Annotated in this window: 17 protein-coding genes; 2 read left to right on the plus strand and 15 right to left on the minus strand. The window is 63.4% G+C overall.

Features of this window, described 5'->3' with window-relative positions; genetic code table 11:
• The first annotated feature begins 184 nt into the window (after positions 1 to 184).
• Positions 185 to 1,090 (plus strand): alpha/beta hydrolase, encoded by a 906-nt coding sequence (locus tag B0G83_RS13660; protein ID WP_105507930.1) that lies wholly within the window; start codon positions 185 to 187, stop codon positions 1,088 to 1,090.
• Positions 1,091 to 1,155: 65 nt separating this feature from the next.
• On the opposite strand, the gene B0G83_RS13665 is transcribed toward B0G83_RS13660, so the two are convergent.
• Positions 1,156 to 1,959, minus strand: coding sequence for an enoyl-CoA hydratase (locus B0G83_RS13665; RefSeq protein WP_105507931.1), 804 nt, complete (start codon positions 1,957 to 1,959; stop codon positions 1,156 to 1,158).
• Between the two features lie 103 nt (positions 1,960 to 2,062).
• The gene (locus tag B0G83_RS13670; protein WP_105507932.1) at positions 2,063 to 2,986 is read right to left on the minus strand and encodes a histone deacetylase family protein; all 924 of its coding nucleotides are present in this window, start codon (positions 2,984 to 2,986) and stop codon (positions 2,063 to 2,065) included.
• 280 nt (positions 2,987 to 3,266) lie between these two features.
• Between B0G83_RS13670 and mltB the strand changes: the two genes are divergently transcribed.
• A complete protein-coding gene (gene mltB / locus B0G83_RS13675) occupies positions 3,267 to 4,415 on the plus strand; it encodes a lytic murein transglycosylase B (protein WP_105507933.1) in 1,149 nt (382 codons plus the stop codon).
• Between the two features lie 129 nt (positions 4,416 to 4,544).
• On the opposite strand, the gene cysM is transcribed toward mltB, so the two are convergent.
• From cysM to hisC, 13 genes are all read right to left on the minus strand, one after another.
• A complete protein-coding gene (gene cysM, locus B0G83_RS13680; RefSeq protein WP_105507934.1) occupies positions 4,545 to 5,447 on the minus strand; it encodes a cysteine synthase CysM in 903 nt (300 codons plus the stop codon).
• A 285-nt stretch (positions 5,448 to 5,732) separates the two neighbouring features.
• Positions 5,733 to 6,098: a helix-hairpin-helix domain-containing protein gene (locus tag B0G83_RS13685; RefSeq protein ID WP_105507935.1), complete on the minus strand. Its 366-nt coding sequence runs from the start codon at positions 6,096 to 6,098 to the stop codon at positions 5,733 to 5,735.
• Positions 6,099 to 6,175: 77 nt separating this feature from the next.
• Complete coding sequence (gene rfaD / locus B0G83_RS13690) at positions 6,176 to 7,168, minus strand: ADP-glyceromanno-heptose 6-epimerase (protein WP_105507936.1); 993 nt, start codon at positions 7,166 to 7,168, stop codon at positions 6,176 to 6,178.
• Between the two features lie 94 nt (positions 7,169 to 7,262).
• Positions 7,263 to 8,270, minus strand: a complete 1,008-nt coding sequence (rfaE1, locus tag B0G83_RS13695; RefSeq protein ID WP_105507937.1) for a D-glycero-beta-D-manno-heptose-7-phosphate kinase — start codon at positions 8,268 to 8,270, stop codon at positions 7,263 to 7,265.
• Entirely contained in the window at positions 8,236 to 9,639 is a 1,404-nt protein-coding gene (locus tag B0G83_RS13700; RefSeq protein ID WP_105507938.1) for a UDP-glucose/GDP-mannose dehydrogenase family protein, read from the minus strand. The genes rfaE1 and B0G83_RS13700 overlap by 35 nt, the downstream gene beginning before the upstream one ends.
• A gap of 156 nt (positions 9,640 to 9,795) precedes the next feature.
• Entirely contained in the window at positions 9,796 to 10,971 is a 1,176-nt protein-coding gene (gene lapB / locus B0G83_RS13705; RefSeq protein WP_105507939.1) for a lipopolysaccharide assembly protein LapB, read from the minus strand.
• Positions 10,972 to 11,040: 69 nt separating this feature from the next.
• Positions 11,041 to 11,334: a lipopolysaccharide assembly LapA domain-containing protein gene (locus B0G83_RS13710; RefSeq protein WP_035549363.1), complete on the minus strand. Its 294-nt coding sequence runs from the start codon at positions 11,332 to 11,334 to the stop codon at positions 11,041 to 11,043.
• A gap of 344 nt (positions 11,335 to 11,678) precedes the next feature.
• Complete coding sequence (locus B0G83_RS13715; protein WP_007180889.1) at positions 11,679 to 12,002, minus strand: integration host factor subunit beta; 324 nt, start codon at positions 12,000 to 12,002, stop codon at positions 11,679 to 11,681.
• A 21-nt stretch (positions 12,003 to 12,023) separates the two neighbouring features.
• The gene (rpsA, locus tag B0G83_RS13720; protein ID WP_105507940.1) at positions 12,024 to 13,757 is read right to left on the minus strand and encodes a 30S ribosomal protein S1; all 1,734 of its coding nucleotides are present in this window, start codon (positions 13,755 to 13,757) and stop codon (positions 12,024 to 12,026) included.
• 161 nt (positions 13,758 to 13,918) lie between these two features.
• On the minus strand, positions 13,919 to 14,605 hold the full coding sequence (gene cmk, locus B0G83_RS13725) for a (d)CMP kinase (protein ID WP_105507941.1): 687 nt from the start codon (positions 14,603 to 14,605) through the stop codon (positions 13,919 to 13,921).
• Between the two features lie 35 nt (positions 14,606 to 14,640).
• Positions 14,641 to 15,945, minus strand: a complete 1,305-nt coding sequence (gene aroA, locus B0G83_RS39115; protein WP_258167888.1) for a 3-phosphoshikimate 1-carboxyvinyltransferase — start codon at positions 15,943 to 15,945, stop codon at positions 14,641 to 14,643.
• Positions 15,946 to 15,963: 18 nt separating this feature from the next.
• A complete protein-coding gene (locus tag B0G83_RS39120) occupies positions 15,964 to 16,905 on the minus strand; it encodes a prephenate dehydrogenase/arogenate dehydrogenase family protein (protein ID WP_258167889.1) in 942 nt (313 codons plus the stop codon).
• Between the two features lie 83 nt (positions 16,906 to 16,988).
• Positions 16,989 to 18,101: a histidinol-phosphate transaminase gene (hisC, locus tag B0G83_RS13735; RefSeq protein ID WP_105507942.1), complete on the minus strand. Its 1,113-nt coding sequence runs from the start codon at positions 18,099 to 18,101 to the stop codon at positions 16,989 to 16,991.
• Positions 18,102 to 18,183: the final 82 nt, after the last annotated feature.

An 18,183-nucleotide genomic window follows, 5' to 3' on the forward strand; every position in this document is an offset into this window, starting at 1 on the left:
GCCGTTGCTTTTATTGGGATTTGAGGCGGCAATTCTACCGCAGCGACGTCATTCCCTTTAATAATCAATTGCGCGCTTTTTATAACCTGAGAGCATTAGAGGCCTGCCCGGTACGCGATGCTCGCGTGCGTCGCGTGGCAGCGACTATGATCGGGCGGAACAAAATCAGGATAAGACGACGGCCATGGAGATATCCCAAAGCGGCAAGGTGCGGCCCAGCGACGGCGCGCGGACCAGCGGCACGGCGCAGCGCGGGTCGGTCACGACCGCCGACGGCGTGACGTTGCCGCTCTACCGCTGGCCAGCGACTGCGCCACTACGCGCGACGGTGGCGCTGCTGCACGGTCTCGCCGAGCACGCCGGGCGTTATGCCGCGCTGGCTGCACGATTGAATGCGGCCGGCATCGAACTGGTCGCGATCGATCTGCGCGGTCACGGCGAAGCGCCCGGCAAGCGCGCTTACGTGAACCGCTTCGACGACTATCTGCTCGACGCCCAGGCGTTGCTCGACGCGGCGGCGCAAAGTTGCGCGCCGCTCTTTCTGATGGGACACAGCATGGGTGGCGCGGTCGCCGCGCTGTACGCGATCGAGCGGCTCGGCGCGAGCGGTCGGCGGTTGAACGGGCTGATTCTGTCGAGCCCGGCGCTGGCGCCCGGTCGTGACGTACCGCGCTGGATGCTCAAGCTGAGCCAGGTAATCAGCCGTCTATGGCCGAGCTTCCCGGCGATGAAAATCGACGCCGCGTTGTTGTCGCGGCTCGAACCGGTCGTGAACGCCAATCGTAACGATCCGCTCGTGCATCACGGCGCGATCCCGGCGCGCACCGGTGCGGAGTTGTTGCTGGCGATGGCGCGGATCGAAACCGGCCGCGCGGGTTTGCGTTTGCCGCTGCTGGTGTATCACGGTACCGCCGACAAGCTCACCGAGCCCGACGGTAGTCGCGCCTTCGGTCAGTTCGCGGGCTCTCCGGATAAAACGCTCACGCTGCACGAAGGCAGCTATCACGAGACGATGAACGATCTGGATCGTGATCGGGTGATTGGGGCGTTGATCGAGTGGATTGAGAAACGCGTTGTAGCGAGGGGTTGAGCGAGAGCGGCTGGGCGAGTTCGCGGCACGACGCGGCACGACGCCGAACACCCCGCCACGCGCGCCTAGCGCTTCCAATCCGGCGGCCGCTTCTCGATGAACGCCTGCACGCCCTCGAGCGCCGAGTCATCCATCATGTTGCAGGCCATCGTCTGGCCGGCGAGCTGATACGCCGCCTCGATACCCATCTCAAGCTGACGATAAAAAAGCCCCTTGCCCGCGCTGACCGCTTCAACCGGTTTCGCGCAGATGCTGGTGGCGAGCCGAGCGATTTCCGCATCCAACGCATCCGCCGGCGCCACGCGGTTCACCAGACCCTGCTGCTTCGCTTCGGCGGCGTCGATGAAATCGCCGGTCAGCAACATCTCCAACGCCGCCTTGCGCGACAGATTACGCGACAACGGCACCGACGGCGTCGCGCAGAACAGTCCCAGATTCACGCCCGACACCGCGAAGCGCGCCGTCTCGGCCGCGACGGCGAGATCGCACATCGCGACCAGTTGACACCCGGCCGCCGTGGCAATGCCCTGCACCCGCGCTATCACCGGTTGCGGCATACGCTGGATCGTCATCATCAGTTTCGTGCAGCGGGCGAATAGCGTCTGGTAATACGCCAACGACGGCGCCGCGCGCATCTCCTTCAGATCGTGACCGGCGCAGAATGCGCGGCCCGCACCCGCGATCACGACCACGCGCGCCGCCGACGACTGCGCGATGCCGGTCAGCGCCGTCTGCAACGCGTCGAGCAATGCTTCGGAGAGCGCGTTGAACGCGTCGGGCCGGTTCATCGTCACCCGCACGACACCCGGCACGCCATACGCGCCGTGTTCGATCTCGACTAATGAAGCGTTGCGCACGTCGGCGTTCATGGCCCGGTCCTCGTTGAGTTTGAATTCATGCAAGCCGCGCGTTGATGGCACGGCGCGTTAGCGGCAGCACGCCACACGGTGGTTCGGCGTCAGGTTCCGCGCGTCAAATCCCGGCCAGCGCACGCACATGCGCCACCACGCTACGCCCGAGCGCGGACAGGTTATAACCGCCCTCGAGACAACTGACGATGCGCCCACGCGCATAACGCTTCGCGATCTCGCGCATCTGGTCGGTGATCCACGCGTAGTCGTCTTCGACGAGGCCCATGTTGCCCAGATCGTCCTCACGATGCGCGTCGAAACCGGCGGAGATGAAAATCATCTCCGGCTTGAATTCATGCAGACGCGGCAGCCACATCATGTCCACCACCTCGCGCACTTCCATGCCTTTCGAACGCGCCGCCATCGGCACGTTGCACATGTTCGACGCCTGGTTGTCCGCGCCGGTGAACGGATAGAACGGATGCTGGAAGATGCTGCACATCAACACCCGTGAATCGCCGGAGAAAGCCGCTTCGGTGCCGTTGCCGTGATGCACGTCGAAATCGATAATCGCGACGCGCTCCAGACCGTGCACCTCGAGCGCATGGCGCGCGGCGATCGCGACGTTGTTGAAGAAGCAGAAGCCCATTGCGCGCGCCGGCTCCGCATGGTGGCCCGGCGGGCGCACGCTGCAGAACGCGTTGTCGTAACGGCCTTCGATCACCGCGTCCGTCGCGGCCACCGCCGCGCCCGCCGCGCGCAACGCGGCTTGCCAGGTGTGCGGGTTCATCGACGTATCGGGGTCGATTTCGGCGAGGCCTTCGGCGGGCGAACGGCTGCGAATGTAATCGACGTGAGCTTGCGTATGCACGCGCAGCAGCGCGGCTTCGTCGGCGAGCGGCGGCGACTCGCGCTCGATCAGCGAGTCGATGCGGCTCGCGATCATTTGATCTTCGATTGCCTGCAGACGCGCGGGGCATTCGGGATGCCATTGCCCCATATCGTGCAACAGACAGTCGGCGTGGGAGTAAAAACCTGTTGCCATGATTCTCTTCTGCGGCGCGGCACCGTGATGCGCGCGCGGCGTGTCTCCATCCAGGGCGCGCGCCCTCGGCGCGCCAACATTTATCAAGTTACCACACGACGCGCGTACGACGTATCCACCACAGTTTTGCGGAAGGCGTCGGGTATACTGCCCCGAACCGTTTTCCCCTGTCTCTTGCGCACCGCGCCTTCAGCTCACTATGACCGTCAAGCTTGCTCTGTCTGCACGAAACCGGCTACGCACCCAAACGGTAGTCGCCGCACTATCCGTCGCATCGTGCATGTTCATGGCAACTCACCCCGCGCAAGCGCAAAGCACCGCCAGGAAAGCGCCGGTGCAGATCGCGCAAAGTCAACCGCAGTCCGCCGTGCCGCAAGGACAAACCTTCGAGGAAGAAATCGTCCCGCAGCGCTACGCGAACAACGCCGCAGTGGACACGTTCATCAACGACATGGTGGCGCGCTACGACTTCGACCCGGACGCGCTGCACGCGCTGTTTTCGCACGTCAGCTATTCGGCGACCGCGGTCAAGCTGGTGACGCCGTCGCCCTCGCCGTCCATCAAGAACTGGCGCGTGTATCAGTCGCGTTTTCTCGACCAGATCCGCATCAACGCCGGCGTGCGCTTCTGGCGCGCCAACCAGGCCACGCTGCAACGCGCATACGAGGAGTTCGGCGTGCCGCCGGAAGTGGTCGTTGGCATTATCGGCGTGGAGACGATTTACGGTCGCTTCATGGGCAACTTCCGCGTGCTCGACGCGCTGACCACGCTCAGCTTCGACTACCCGAGCACCGCCAATCGCGAGGATCGCCAGGCGACCTTCCGCAAGAATCTCGAAGACTACCTGGTGTGGACCCGCGATTCGCAGATCGACCCGACCACGGTGCTCGGCTCGTACACCGGCGCGATCGGCATTCCGCAGTTTCTGCCGAGCAGCATCGTTCAATACGCGGTGAGCTACGACGGCAACAAGCAGATCGACCTGCGCACCAACCAGGCGGATGCGATTGGCAGCGTGGCGAACTATCTGCGTCAGAACGGCTGGGAAAACGGCCGGCCGGTGGTGTGGAAGATCGGCTCGGACGCCGGCAGCCTGGGCGTCGCGCAAGCCGCCGCCGACGGCAAGCCGGAACCGCATTGGCCGCTCGACCAGTTACTGCGTGCCGGGCTGCTGCTGAACGAACCGGACGTGGACGTCGCGGCCGAAGCCGGCACGCCGGTCACGGTGGTGGACCTGCCGTCGCCGGGACGCGGCACCGAGTACATGCTGGGCCTGAAGAACTTCTACGTGCTGACGCGCTATAACCGCAGCTTCTTTTATGCGCTCGCGGTTTATCAGTTGGGCCAACGCGTCAAGGCGCAGATGGAAGCGAGCGACGCGGCAAGCGCCGCCAAGAACGCAACGCCGCCGGTGGCGGCTTCGCAGTAAATCCGCTATCGGCGACGCGAACCGGCTACTGGTTCGCAACGGTTCGCGACGTATTGCATCGTGCATAAAAAAGCGCCGGTCCTGGTTGAAAGGACCGGCGCTTTTGCATTTGTTCACGAAGCCGCGTACTCAGGCGGGAAACACACCCGTCGACAGATACCGGTCGCCGCGATCGCAGACGATGAACACGATCGTTGCGTTCTCGACCTGACGCGCAACGCGCAACGCCACCTCGCACGCGCCGCCCGACGAGATGCCGGCAAAGATGCCTTCCACCGACGCCATGCGGCGCACCGTTGCCTCAGCCGCGGCCTGGCTCACGTTCTCGACGCGGTCCACGCGGCTGCGATCGAAAATCTTTGGCAGATAGGCTTCCGGCCATTTACGGATGCCTGGAATACGCGAGCCCTCTTCGGGCTGCGCACCGACGATCTCGATTGCCTGATTCTGTTGCTTCAGATACGTGGACACACCCATGATCGTGCCGGTTGTACCCATGGACGACACGAAGTGCGTAATGCGCCCCTCGGTATCGCGCCAGATTTCCGGACCCGTGCCTTCGACGTGCGCCGCCGGATTGTCCGGATTTGCGAACTGATCGAGGATGATGCCCTTGCCTTCGCGCTGCATCTGCTCGGCGAGATCGCGGGCGTACTCCATGCCGCCGGTAACCGGCGTCAGGATGATCTGGGCGCCGTATGCAGCCATGCTCTGACGCCGCTCGATCGACAGATCTTCCGGCATGATCAGCACCATCTTGTAGCCGCGGATCGCGGCCGCCATGGCCAGCGCAATGCCGGTGTTGCCGCTGGTCGATTCGATCAGCGTGTCGCCCGGCTTGATGCGGCCGCGCGCTTCCGCTTTCTTGATCATCGACAGCGCCGGACGGTCCTTCACCGACCCCGCCGGATTATTGCCCTCGAGCTTCGCAAGGATCACGTTATTGCGGCTGCGAATCTCGTCGTCTGGAAGCCGGACGAGTTGCACGAGCGGCGTATTGCCGATCGTGTCTTCAATCGTTTTGTAAGCCATATCGTTTCTGGTGCCGTCGCTGCGGGGAGTCTTCAATCTGTCGATTCTAAACCACCGTGCCCGCGGTTGCCGTGCGGCCCTTCTGCCCGCATGGATGCAGGCGCGCGCATCATCCAGCGCGCATGGTGCGAACCACGCAAAAAGCCCGCGACGTAGCGCCGCGGGAGCCAGTCATCTGCATGACAGCTGAAGGAGTGTGCTGAACAACTCCGGGGACGAGAAGGGGTACGACACGAGCGAGCCGCGCGCGCGACGACACACGCCACGAACGCGGCCCGCGTCAGGCTATTTCTTTACCGCCACGGTGGTATTGGCTTTGGGTGCGTTGGCCGGAGTGGCCGCGGCCTTGTTCGATGCAGACGCCGCAGCTTGCGTGTTAGGAGCCGCGCCAGCCGGACCGACAGCGAGACCCTCCGCCTGCAGGCGCTCGACGGTATGCCCGCCCATGCCTTTGACGCGCTTGCCGAGATCCGACGGGTCCTTGAACGGACCATGCGCTGTACGCTCTTCGAGAATGGCTTTCGCTTTGGCAGGACCGATGCCCTTGATGCCGCGCAGCGCGTCTTCGTTCGCCGTGTTGACGTCGACCGCCGCGTACGCGTGGCCGAAAGCGGCGAGCATCGCCGCGGTAACCAGAATTTTTCGAAACATATGGAATCTCCCTCGTACAACCGGTTGGCGACCATCACCAACCGGGAGATTCCACTTTACAGAGGTGTCCGGACTAATTAAACCTGGCCGAATAGCCAATGGACGTAGCGGTCGACACCTTCCTGCACGCTCAGGAACGGCGCGTCGTAGCCGGCCGCGCGCAGCTTGCTCTGGTCAGCCTGCGTGAAGCACTGATACTTGCCGCGCAGCGCGTCGGGGAACGGAATGTATTCGATCAGCCCGCGCTGCACCTGATCCGCGAGCGACAACGCCGGTTCATTGTTCAGCCCACGCAACGTGTTGACCACGGTGCTCGCGATGTCGTTGAACGGTTGCGCGCGCCCGCTGCCCAGATTGAAGATGCCCGACTTGTCCGGATTATCGAAGAAGAACAGGTTGACCTTCACCACGTCTTCGATCGAGACGAAATCGCGTGTCTGCTCGCCCGCGGCGTAGCCGTTGTATTCGCCGAACAGCTTGACCTTGCCTTCGGCGCGGAACTGGTTGAAGTTGTGAAACGCCACCGACGCCATGCGCCCCTTATGCGTTTCTCGCGGCCCATAAACGTTGAAGTAACGGAAGCCGGCAATCTGGCTCTTCGCGGTGGGCAGCACGCGGCGAATCACCTGGTCGAACAGGAACTTCGAATAGCCGTACACGTTCAGCGGCTGCTCGACTTCGCGCTCTTCGACGAAACGGCTCGAACCACCGTACGTAGCCGCCGACGACGCGTACAGAAACTGGATGTTCTGCGCGAGGCAAACATCGAGTACGTCTCGGCTGTAGCGGAAGTTGTTGTCCATCATGTAGCGGCCGTCGGTTTCCATCGTGTCCGAGCAGGCGCCTTCGTGGAAAATCGCGCGCACCTTGCCGAAGTCGCCGCGCCTGAAGCGTTCGACGAATTCGGTTTTGTCGAGGTAGTCGTCGATTTCGCAGTCGACCAGGTTCTTGAACTTGTCGGCGCGCGTGAGGTTGTCCACGGCGATGATGCGTTGTTCGCCGCGCTCGTTGAGCGCCTTCACGAGATTGCTGCCGATAAAGCCGGCCGCGCCGGTGACGATGACAGTCATGATGATCCTGCGGTAATGAGTTTCAGCCGACGCCCCGCGAATCCCCGTGCCGTGCCGTCAAGGCGCGCGTGACGAGAGATCCGGCGGGCCTGCGTCAATGAAAGAGTTCGTCGTAATTGACGGTGGCCGTGCCGAGTTTACCGACCACGATACCGGCCGCGCGATTCGCGAGGCCGACCGCGTCGATCAGCGTGAGACCCGCGCCCAGCATGGCGGCGAGCGTCGCGATCACGGTGTCGCCGGCACCCGAGACATCATACACTTCACGTGCATCCGCCGAGGCGTGCAGGATGCCGTCGTCGGAGAAGAGCGTCATGCCCTCTTCCGAACGCGTCAGCAGCAGGGCCTTGAACTGCAGATCGGTGCGCAACTTCGTGACACGCGCGAGCAGGTCTTCTTCGGATTTCCACTGACCGACCACCTCGCGCAACTCGGCGCGATTCGGCGTGATCAGCGTGGCGCCGCGATAGCGCTCCCAGTCGTCGCCCTTCGGGTCGACCAGCACCGCCTTGCCGGCCGCGTGCGCCTTGGCGATCATTTGCGTGACGTGGGTCAGGCCGCCCTTCGCGTAATCGGACATCAGGATCACGTCGTGCGACGGCAGCAGTTCGTCGAAACGCGCGAGGCCCGCGAGCAGGACTTCATGCGCCGGCGAGTTCTCGAAGTCGACGCGCAGCAACTGCTGCTGGCGCGACAGCACGCGCAACTTGATCGTGGTGAGCAACGCCGGATCGCGTTCGAGGTGCGGCGTCACGCCGCTTTCGCCGAGCAATTGCACGATGCGCTCGCCGGGTTCGTCGTGACCGACCACACACAGCAAACCGGCCTGCGCGCCGAGCGCAACCGCATTGCGCGCGACGTTCGCCGCGCCGCCCAGACGGTCTTCCTGGCGCTGCACGTGCACGACCGGCACCGGCGCTTCCGGCGAAATGCGGTTCACATCGCCGAACCAGTAACGGTCGAGCATCACGTCGCCGACCACCAGCACGCGCGCGGCGGCGAGCTGCTGGCGCGGCACCGCGATGAGGGCCGGCGCCGGCGTGGATGCCGCGGCTCCGGGCAAGGTCTCAGACATCGGCCGGAAGTTCAGAGGGTTGGGCATAAGGGCGTCCAATCGAGTGATAGTCGATGCCGATCTCGGTCATCGCGTCCGGTTCGTACAGGTTGCGGCCGTCGAAAATCAGCGGCGACTTCAGCACGGATTTCAGATGCAGGAAATCCGGGCTCTTGAATTCCTTCCATTCGGTGACGATCACGAGCGCGTCGGCGCCGGTGAGCGTTTCGTCCTGCGTCCCGGTGAAGGTCAGACGCGCGAGTTGCTCCGGCGCGTCGTGCAGATCGAGCGCGAAAACGCGACGCGCTTCGGCCACCGCCACCGGATCGTACGCGCGCACCTGCGCGCCGCGCGCCAGCAGTTCGGCGATCACGCGACGGCTCGGTGCCTCGCGCATGTCGTCGGTATTCGGCTTGAACGCGAGACCCCAGACGGCGAACGTGCGGCCGTTCAGATCGTCGCCGAGCTTCGCCGCGATCTTGTTCACCAGCACGTCTTTCTGGTGGTGGTTGACGTCTTCGACCGCTTCGAGAATGCGCAGCGGATGACCGCTTTCGCTCGCCGTGCGGATCAGCGCCTGCACGTCTTTCGGGAAGCACGAGCCGCCGTAGCCGCAACCGGCATACAGGAAGTGATAACCGATCCGCGGGTCCGAGCCGATGCCGCGACGCACCGCTTCGATATCGGCGCCGACGCGGTCCGCCAGATTCGACATTTCGTTCATGAACGAGATGCGCGTGGCGAGCATGGCGTTGGCAGCGTATTTGGTGAATTCGGCCGAGCGCACGTCCATGTACAGCGTGCGTTCGTGATTGCGGTTGAACGGCGCGTACAGGCGCTTCATCAGTTCGCGGGCGCGCATGCCGGACTCATCTTCGTCGTGGCCGAGCACGATGCGATCGGGACGCATGAAGTCGTCGACCGCTGCGCCTTCCTTCAGGAACTCGGGATTCGACACCACCGAGAAGCGGTGCTGCTCGCTATCGGCGAGACCGCGTTTGGCCAGCTCTTCTTCGACCACCGCGCGCACGCGCTGCGCCGTACCGACCGGGACCGTCGATTTGTCGACGATCACCTTGAAGCCGGTCATCGTGCGGCCGATGTTGCGAGCCGCTTCGAGCACGTATTGCAGATCGGCCGAGCCGTCTTCGTCGGGCGGCGTGCCGACGGCGATGAACTGCACCTCGCCGTGCGCCACGCTCGCTTCGATATCGGTCGAAAACGTAATGCGGCGCGCCGCGCGCGTGCGGTTGATGATTTCCAGCAAGCCCGGCTCGTGAATCGGCACGCCGCCGTTGTTGAGGATCTCGATCTTGCGCGGATCGACGTCGAGACAGAATACGTCGTGGCCGATTTCGGCGAGGCACGCGCCAGTGACGAGGCCCACATAGCCCGTGCCGATAATGGTGATTTTCATACGCTTTCCGGTAGAGGGTTCCGGTGATGATTCCCGGCGATGAAGCCGGTCATGAACACATTGCTGCGATAGCCGCTCGCGTGGACGCTGGCGCCCCGCGCCTGATGCGGCGGGTGCGCGACGGTCCGATTAATGGCCGACGCGGCCGCCATGGCGTCAGTTCGACGCGGTGATCGGTTCGACGCGACGCGGCGCATAGGTTTCCCAACCGCTGCAACCCGGGCACTGCCAGTAGAAAAGCCGCGCCCTGAAGCCACAATTCTGGCACGTATACCGCGGCAGATTTTTGGTGCGCTGGCGGATCAGCGTGCGCATCAATTCCAGCTCGCTGCGCCGCGGCTCTTCCGCGAGGGCTTCCTGCGCTTCGAGCAGACGCGTCATGCCGGCCAGATTCGGCGACTTCTGCATCTGCGAGCGCGCCAGCGCGTGCGCCGCGTCGGGCCCACGCAGTGACGCGACGTGCTGATAGGCAACGTCGAGCAGGTCGTTGGTCGGATAGCGGTCGACCCAGGTGGTCAGCAGATCCGCGCCGTCCTGCGGGCGACCGAGCGCCTCGTAGGCTTTCATCAGCTTTTCCGCGACCAGCGGTAGGTACGCCGGATTCTGCTCCTCGACGCGCCGCCATTGCGCGATCGCCGCTTCCTGCGCGCCGCCGGCGGCGTCGACGTCGCCGAACAGGATCGTGGCGCGCACGTTGGTCGGGTTCGCCTTCAGCGCGTAGCCGAGTTGACGTCGTGCTTCGTCCGGGTTTTTCTGCTGCAGCGCTTCCTGCGCGAGTTCGCAATGGAACTGCGCGATTTCCTTGTCGAGCGATTCGGCGCCCATTGTTTCGAGATGGCGAGCGGTGTCGATCGACTTGACCCAGTCCTTCTCGATTTCGTAGATGGTCAGCAGCGCGCGTTGTGCGCCGAGCGCGTAGTCGCCGGTTTCGAGCGAACGGAAGGTTTCCTCCGCACGGTCGAGCAGACCGGCTTTCAAAAAGTCCTGCCCCAACTCATAAAGAGCGTGATCGCGCTCGGTGACGGGCAGATCGGCGCGGCTCAGCAGGTTCTGATGCACGCGGATTGCGCGGTCCGTTTCGCCGCGGCGCCGGAACAGATTGCCTAGAGCGAAGTGCAGTTCGATGGTTTCCGGGTCGAGCTTGACGACTTCGATGAACGCATCGATCGCCTGGTCGGGCTGCTCGTTGAGTAGGAAATTCAGTCCACGGAAATACGAACGCGGCAGGTTGGCGCTTTCGGACAGCAGCGTCTTGAGGTCGTAGCGCGCGGCCATCCAGCCGAACGCGAACGCGACGGGTATGACCAGCAGCCACCAGAAGTCTAGATCCATGCGATTGATGCAAATGAGCGGGAAAGCGGAAACGGAAAGCCGCGCTGACGACGCGCGGCTAAGGAAATGTCAGATCAGCGGTGGCATGGGCGGTTGTTCGACCACCACGGGGGTTTCGCGTGCCACTCGCAACTCGCGCTTGAGCCGGCCGTTTTCCATGCGCAGGCGCACCATGGCCGGCATGGACGACACCAGCCCGGCCAGCAGCCCCACGACAAAGAACGCGAGGCCGATCAGGATCAACGGCGCCGACCATGCGTAGCCCGCGAGGAAATTCAGCGTAGCAGTTTGCGTATTGGAGAGCGCCAGCACCAGCAGCAGCACGAACACCAGTACACGGATCAGCCAGACGATAAATTTCATGAATAAGGTCTCTTGACGGCAGTTGCGGGGTGACGCCGGCTTGATGACGCGTCGCGCCACGGTGTTGCCCGCGCCGAAGTGACCCGTATTGTAATTGAAGCCCTCGTGGCTGGGCAGGAACTGGGTGAAAGCGGGTTGGCGGCGAGATTCATTGCTGAATCGAGACGGCGGGCACGCTGAGCAGCGCCTCGGTCAATTCACGCGAAAAATGCAGACAAAAAAAGGTACACGCGAAAGGTATGGGCGAAAAAAAAGCACCCGAAGGCGCTTTTTCTGGTCTTTTGCCGACTGGCTTTGGCCGCTGACGTTACCAATGCCACGCTGCAAACCACACAGCGGAGCACTTACAGGTCGTCATCCGGCTCTTCGGCCTTCAGCGGCTCGCCCGCGCGACGATCTACCCGTTCGCGCAACTCCTTGCCCGGCTTGAAGTGCGGTACGTACTTCTCAGGTACCAACACCTTCTCGCCCGACTTCGGATTACGCCCGACGCGGGAGGGACGACGGTTGAGGCCGAAGCTGCCGAAGCCACGAATTTCGATGCGATGACCGTTGGCAAGTGCCTCCGACATCGCATCAAGCATCGTCTTCACCGCGAAATCCGCATCTTTAAGAACAAGCTGCGGAAATCGCGTAGCCAGCTGGGCGACCAATTCCGATTTGGTCATACTGCAGCAGACCTCTCAGGCTTACTGGTTCTGGCCGTCGAGCTTGGCTTTCAGCAGCGCGCCGAGGTTCGTCGTGCCGGTTGCAGCGGTGCTCGAGTCCGACGAAGCCAGGCCGCGGATCGCTTCCTGTTGCTCAGCCGAATCCTTGGCCTTGATCGACAGGTTGATACCACGCGACTTGCGATCGATGTTGATGATCATCGCGTTGACCTTGTCGCCGTCCTTCAGCACGTTGCGAGCATCTTCCACGCGGTCTTGTGCGATTTCCGAAGCGCGCAGGTAGCCTTCGACTTCCGCCGACAACTGAACCACCGCACCCTTCGCGTCCACCGTCTTGACCACGCCGTCGACGATCGAACCCTTGTCGTTCATTGCAACGAAGTTGCTGAACGGGTCGCCTTCGAGTTGCTTGATACCCAGCGAAATGCGTTCCTTCTCGACGTCGATGCCGAGAACGATCGCTTCCACTTCGTCGCCCTTCTTGTACTTGCGAACGGCTTCTTCGCCCGTTTCCGACCACGACAGGTCCGATAGGTGAACCAGACCGTCGATGCCGCCCGGCAGACCGATGAAGACGCCGAAGTCGGTGATCGACTTGATTGCGCCTTGCAGCTTGTCGCCCTTCTTGAAGTTGCGGCTGAAGTCGTCCCACGGGTTCGGCTTGCATTGCTTCATGCCGAGGCTGATACGGCGGCGGTCTTCGTCGATTTCGAGAACCATGACTTCGACTTCGTCGCCCAGCTGCACAACCTTCGACGGTGCAACGTTCTTGTTCGTCCAGTCCATTTCCGACACGTGAACCAAGCCTTCGATGCCCGATTCGACTTCGACGAATGCGCCGTAGTCGGTGATGTTGGTGACCTTACCGAACAGGCGCGTGCCCGACGGGTAACGGCGCGAGATGCCTTCCCACGGATCGTCGCCCAGTTGCTTGATACCCAGCGAAACGCGGTTCTTCTCTTGGTCGAACTTGAGGATCTTCGCGGTGACTTCCTGGCCAACCGACAGCACTTCGCTCGGGTGACGCACACGACGCCATGCGATGTCGGTGATGTGCAGCAGGCCGTCGATACCGCCGAGGTCCACGAATGCGCCGTAGTCCGTGATGTTCTTCACCACGCCTTCCACGATCGCGCCTTCCTTCAGCGTTTCGAGCAGCTTTGCGCGCTCTTCGCCTTGGGTCGCTTCGATCACGGCGCGGCGCGACAGCACCACGTTGTTACGCTTGCGGTCCAGCTTGATGACGCGGAATTCCAGCGTCTTGCCTTCGTACGGGGTCGTGTCCTTGACCGGACGCGTGTCGACCAGCGAACCCGGCAGGAACGCGCGGATGCCGTTGACCATCACGGTCATGCCGCCCTTGACCTTGCCCGTGATCGTGCCGGTCACGAGTTCGTTGTTGTCGAGAGCCTTTTCCAGCGACAGCCACGAAGCCAGACGCTTCGCCTTGTCGCGCGACAGGATCGTGTCGCCGTAGCCGTTTTCCAGCGCGTCGATCGCGACGGAAACGAAGTCGCCCGCCTGCACTTCTACCTCGCCCGCGTCGTTCAGGAACTCTTCGAGCGGGATGTAGGCTTCGGACTTGAGACCAGCGTTGACGACCACGAAGTTGTGGTCAACACGCACGACTTCGGCGGAGATCACTTCGCCGGCACGCATGTCTTGCTTGGTCAGCGACTCTTCGAACAGAGCCGCAAAAGATTCGGTATTCGGGGTAGAGGTTTGCAGGTCGGACATAAAAATCAAAATTTGCATGGTTCTCGCGGTGCCCGGCTGGCCGGATGGTCAGCATCGGTAAAAAAGTGCGAATGCCACGCGGGGTTAAGGGGTTAATACAACGCTTCACAACGATCGCGAAGCAGCTACTGACAACGGACTTTCTACTGCGCCCACCGCCGACAGAACGCGTACTTCTGTTAGGCGTGCGGGACTAAAGCTTCATACCACTGCACCACGTGCTCAACCGCCTGGTCGATCGACAATGCCGAGGTATCAAGCAGCTTTGCATCCGCTGCGGGCTTGAGCGGCGCGGCCGCGCGCTGACTGTCACGCTCGTCGCGCTCACGCAAATCCCGGAGCAAGTCATCTATATTAGCAGAAAAACCTTTTTGGATCAATTGCTTATGCCGGCGGGCCGCGCGGGCCTCGACACTGGCCGTCATGAACACTTTCAGCACGGCATCCTGGAAGATCACGGTGCCCATATCCCGGCCGTCGGCCACCAGCCCCGGCTCCTTGCGAAACGCCCGCTGACGCGCTACCAGCGCGGCTCGCACGGGAGCGTGCACGGCGATCGCGGACGCGCGGCTGCCGACTTCCTCGGCGCGAATGTCGGCGGACACGTCGACGCCGTCGAGCTGCGCCAGCCCCTCGCGAAACGTAATGTGCAGCTCGTCGATCAGTTTGACCAACGCATCGGCGTCGTCGGCGGCGACGTTGTAGCGGCAGCTTGCCAACGCGGCGAGCCGGTACAGCGCGCCGCTATCCAGCAGGTGAAAGCCGAGGCTCGCGGCAACCAGCGCGGCCACGGTGCCTTTGCCGGAGGCACTCGGGCCGTCGATCGTAATGACGGGCGTCTGGTGAAAGGGACGGGTCGGTTTCATCGAAAAATTCGCACGTCGGGCGATTCGGGGGCGAATCAGGGTTGAGCAAGCGCGGTAAAGCGCTCGAAATAATCGGGAAACGTCTTGCCGACGCACTTCGGGTCGTTGATCCGGATCGGCACGCCACCGAGGCTCACCAGCGAAAAGCACATGGCCATGCGGTGATCGTCGTAAGTGTCGATCGCGGCGTTCGGAATCAGCTTTTCAGGCGGCTCGATGACGAGATAGTCCTCGCCCTCCTGCACCTTGGCGCCGACCTTGCGCAGTTCGGTCGCCATCGCGGCGAGCCGGTCGGTTTCCTTCACGCGCCAGCTGGCGATATTGCGCAACGTGGTCGCGCCGTCCGCGAACAGCGCGGCGACGGCGATCGTCATGGCCGCGTCGGGAATCAGATTGCAGTCCATGTCGATCGGCTCGAGCTTGCCGCTGTCATGACCGACGCCGCGCACTTCGATCCAGTCGTCGCCCATTTGCAGGTTGGCGCCCATGCGAATCAGCGCGTCGGCAAAGCCGACGTCGCCCTGAATGCTCGCCCGGCCCACGCCCTCCACTTTCAGCGGCCCGCCGCCGAGCGCGCCGGCCGCGAGAAAATATGACGCCGACGACGCATCGCCTTCCACCATGATCGTGCCCGGCGACTGATACCGCTGCCCCGCCGGCACGACGAACTGATGCCAGCCATGACGCTCGACCTTGATGCCGAAGCGCTCCATCAGCTTGATCGTGATCTCGATGTAGGGCTTCGAGATCAGTTCGCCGTCCACCTGCACGGTGCTAACGCCGCTTTCGGTGCGTAGCAGCGGCAGCGTCATCAGCAGCGAAGTCAGGAACTGGCTCGACACGTCGCCGCGCACACGGATCGGCGCGTCGGCGGAAATCTGTGCCGGCCGAATGCGCAGCGGCGGATAGCCTTCGTTCTCTTCGTAATCGACGCGCGCGCCGAGCTGGCGCAAGCCGTCGACCAGATCGCCGATCGGCCGCTCGTGCATACGCGGCACGCCGTGAATACGATAGTCGCCGCCGTTCACCGCCAGCGCCGCCGTCAGCGGACGCACCGCCGTGCCCGCGTTGCCGAGGAACAGGTCCGCCGTGCGTGCCGTGAACGCGCCGCGCGTGCCGGTCACGACGCAGGTGTCGCCGTCGCGCTTCAGACGCACGCCGAGCTTCTCGAGCGCGTCGAGCATCACGCGGGTGTCGTCGGAGTCGAGCAGGTTGGTGATCGTCGTTTCGCCTTCCGCGAGTGCCGCCAGCAGCAGCACCCGATTCGAAATGCTCTTCGAGCCGGGCAGACGGATCGTGCCGGACGCACGGGAAAAAGGTCCGAGGTCGAGGAATTCCATGATTGAGTCCAGTTCCGGTTATTTCGACGCGTCGCTATGCGCGACGCCGGCCGAGCGCTGTTCCTGCCACTCGCTGCGCGCCACGCGTGAGCGCGCGAACACGGCTTCGAGCGTCGCGCCGTCGGCCGCCTCGATCGCTGCGCGCAAGCGCGCGAGCACGGCCGTGTAGCTGTCGAGCTCTTCGAGCAGCGCGGCGCGATTGGCGACGCACACGTCGCGCCACATTTCCGGGCTCGACGCCGCGATGCGCGTGAAGTCGCGAAAGCCGCCCGCCGCGAACGAAAACTTCAGCGCGGCGTCCGGCGAATTGAGAATCTGCTCGACCAGCGCGAACGACAGCACGTGCGGCAAATGACTGACCGACGCGAGCACGCGGTCGTGCTGTTCGGGCGACATATCGCGCACGCAGGCGCCGGTGGCACGCCACATCGCGGCGACGCGCTCGACCGCCTCAGGTGCATTCTCGGGCAGCGGGCACAGCACGACGTTGCGGTTCACATACAGGTCGGGCAACGCGGCATCCGGACCACTCGCCTCGCGGCCGGCAATCGGATGACCCGGCACGAACTGGCCGATGCGGTCACCGAGCGCGGCGCGCGCGGCCGCGACTACGTCGGACTTGGTGCTGCCGGCGTCGGTGACGATCGTCGCCGCGTCGAGAAACGGCGCGATGCGTTCGAGCAAAGGCTGCGTTTGCGCGACGGGCGCCGCCAGCAGCACGAAGTCGGCGCCGGACAACGCCTCGCGTAGCGCGCTGTCGTCGCTCAACGCCACGGCGCTGTCGATCACACCCAGTTCCAGCGCCCGCGCGCTCGAAGCGGACGAGCGCCCGACGCCGATCACCTTGCGCGCGCCAGCCGTCTCGCCGCGCTCGCGCAGCGCGCGCGCCAGCGATCCGCCGATCAGGCCGACACCGAAAATCACCAACTTGTTAAAAGAAAACGCAGCCACGTCGGTCATATTAAAAGCGCGCCTCTCATGCGATGCGGCGCGCGGATCAAGGATTGCCGCTCAGGTTACCGTTCAGGTTACTCAGGTACCGGTCAAGCGGCGGCGAGCGTCTTTTCGAGCGCCGCGATGAATGCTTCGTTTTCTTCCGGCAGGCCGATCGTGATGCGTAGCCATTGCGGCAAACCGTAGTTGCCGACCGGACGCACGATCACGCCCTGCTTCAGCAGCGCCAGGTTGACGCGGTTACCGGCCGAGTCGTCGTTGCCCACACGCACCAACACGAAGTTGCCGTCCGACGGTACGTACTCGAGGCCGAGCTTGTCGAACGCTTCGGTCAAACGGCGGTAGCCCTGCGCGTTCAGCGCGGCGCTCTTTTCCAGAAACGCCGTGTCGTTCAGCGCCGCGATCGCCGCCGCTTGCGCGAGCGTGTTCACATTGAACGGCTGACGCAGACGGTTCAGCAGATCGGTCAATTCCGGCTGCGCGATCGCGAAGCCCACGCGCAGGCCGGCCAGGCCAAACGCCTTCGAAAACGTGCGCGACACCAGCAGATTCGGATAACGACGCACCCAGGCGATCGAGTCGTAGCGCTTGTCTTGCGGCAGATATTCGGTGTACGCCTCGTCGAGCACGACGGCCACGTTGCGCGGCACCTTGTCGAGAAACGCCTCGAGCTTCGGACCGTCGATAAACGTGCCGGTCGGATTGTTCGGATTGGCGACGAAGATCAGGCGCGTGTCGTCGGTAATCGCGGCGAGCATCGCGTCGAGGTCGTGACCGTACTGGACGGCCGGCACGACGATCGCGCGTGCGCCCAGACCTTGCGTGGCCAGTGCGTAAACCGCGAACGAGTACTGCGCGTAGATGATCGACTGACCCTTCTCCACGAACGCGTGCGCGGCGATTTCGAGAATGTCGTTGCTGCCGTTGCCGAGCGTGATCCACTCGGCCGGCACGCCGTACCGCTCGCTCAGCGCGCTCTTCAATTCGAACGCGTTCGCGTCCGGATAGCGGCCCAGTTCGCTGGCGGCTTGCGCCATGGCGCGTTGCGCCGATTCCGGCATGCCCAGCGGGTTTTCGTTCGACGCCAGCTTTACGATGTTCGCTTCGTCCAGACCAAACTCGCGGGCCACTTCCGAAATCGGCTTACCGGCGACGTAAGGGGCAATCGCGCGCACATAGGAAGGACCGAAAGACGTTGTCATGAAAATCTCCGAACGATGATTAGCAATTGAATCTGCGACTGGCGCGCCACGCATGCCGTTGGGCGCCGCCTGTGTGTCTGTG

This window comes from Paraburkholderia sp. BL21I4N1 (assembly GCF_002973525.1).
Lineage (GTDB): Bacteria > Pseudomonadota > Gammaproteobacteria > Burkholderiales > Burkholderiaceae > Paraburkholderia.

Bases quoted from the DNA above. Each gene is read 5' to 3' on its own strand.
- B0G83_RS13660 (WP_105507930.1), top strand. From the start codon at position 185: ATGGAGATATCCCAAAGCGGCAAGGTGCGGCCCAGCGACGGCGCGCGG.
- B0G83_RS13665 (WP_105507931.1), bottom strand. From the start codon at position 1,959: ATGAACGCCGACGTGCGCAACGCTTCATTAGTCGAGATCGAACACGGC.
- B0G83_RS13670 (WP_105507932.1), bottom strand. From the start codon at position 2,986: ATGGCAACAGGTTTTTACTCCCACGCCGACTGTCTGTTGCACGATATG.
- mltB (WP_105507933.1), top strand. From the start codon at position 3,267: ATGTTCATGGCAACTCACCCCGCGCAAGCGCAAAGCACCGCCAGGAAA.
- cysM (WP_105507934.1), bottom strand. From the start codon at position 5,447: ATGGCTTACAAAACGATTGAAGACACGATCGGCAATACGCCGCTCGTG.
- B0G83_RS13685 (WP_105507935.1), bottom strand. From the start codon at position 6,098: ATGTTTCGAAAAATTCTGGTTACCGCGGCGATGCTCGCCGCTTTCGGC.
- rfaD (WP_105507936.1), bottom strand. From the start codon at position 7,168: ATGACTGTCATCGTCACCGGCGCGGCCGGCTTTATCGGCAGCAATCTC.
- rfaE1 (WP_105507937.1), bottom strand. From the start codon at position 8,270: ATGCCCAACCCTCTGAACTTCCGGCCGATGTCTGAGACCTTGCCCGGA.
- B0G83_RS13700 (WP_105507938.1), bottom strand. From the start codon at position 9,639: ATGAAAATCACCATTATCGGCACGGGCTATGTGGGCCTCGTCACTGGC.
- lapB (WP_105507939.1), bottom strand. From the start codon at position 10,971: ATGGATCTAGACTTCTGGTGGCTGCTGGTCATACCCGTCGCGTTCGCG.
- B0G83_RS13710 (WP_035549363.1), bottom strand. From the start codon at position 11,334: ATGAAATTTATCGTCTGGCTGATCCGTGTACTGGTGTTCGTGCTGCTG.
- B0G83_RS13715 (WP_007180889.1), bottom strand. From the start codon at position 12,002: ATGACCAAATCGGAATTGGTCGCCCAGCTGGCTACGCGATTTCCGCAG.
- rpsA (WP_105507940.1), bottom strand. From the start codon at position 13,757: ATGCAAATTTTGATTTTTATGTCCGACCTGCAAACCTCTACCCCGAAT.
- cmk (WP_105507941.1), bottom strand. From the start codon at position 14,605: ATGAAACCGACCCGTCCCTTTCACCAGACGCCCGTCATTACGATCGAC.
- aroA (WP_258167888.1), bottom strand. From the start codon at position 15,945: ATGGAATTCCTCGACCTCGGACCTTTTTCCCGTGCGTCCGGCACGATC.
- B0G83_RS39120 (WP_258167889.1), bottom strand. From the start codon at position 16,905: ATGACCGACGTGGCTGCGTTTTCTTTTAACAAGTTGGTGATTTTCGGT.
- hisC (WP_105507942.1), bottom strand. From the start codon at position 18,101: ATGACAACGTCTTTCGGTCCTTCCTATGTGCGCGCGATTGCCCCTTAC.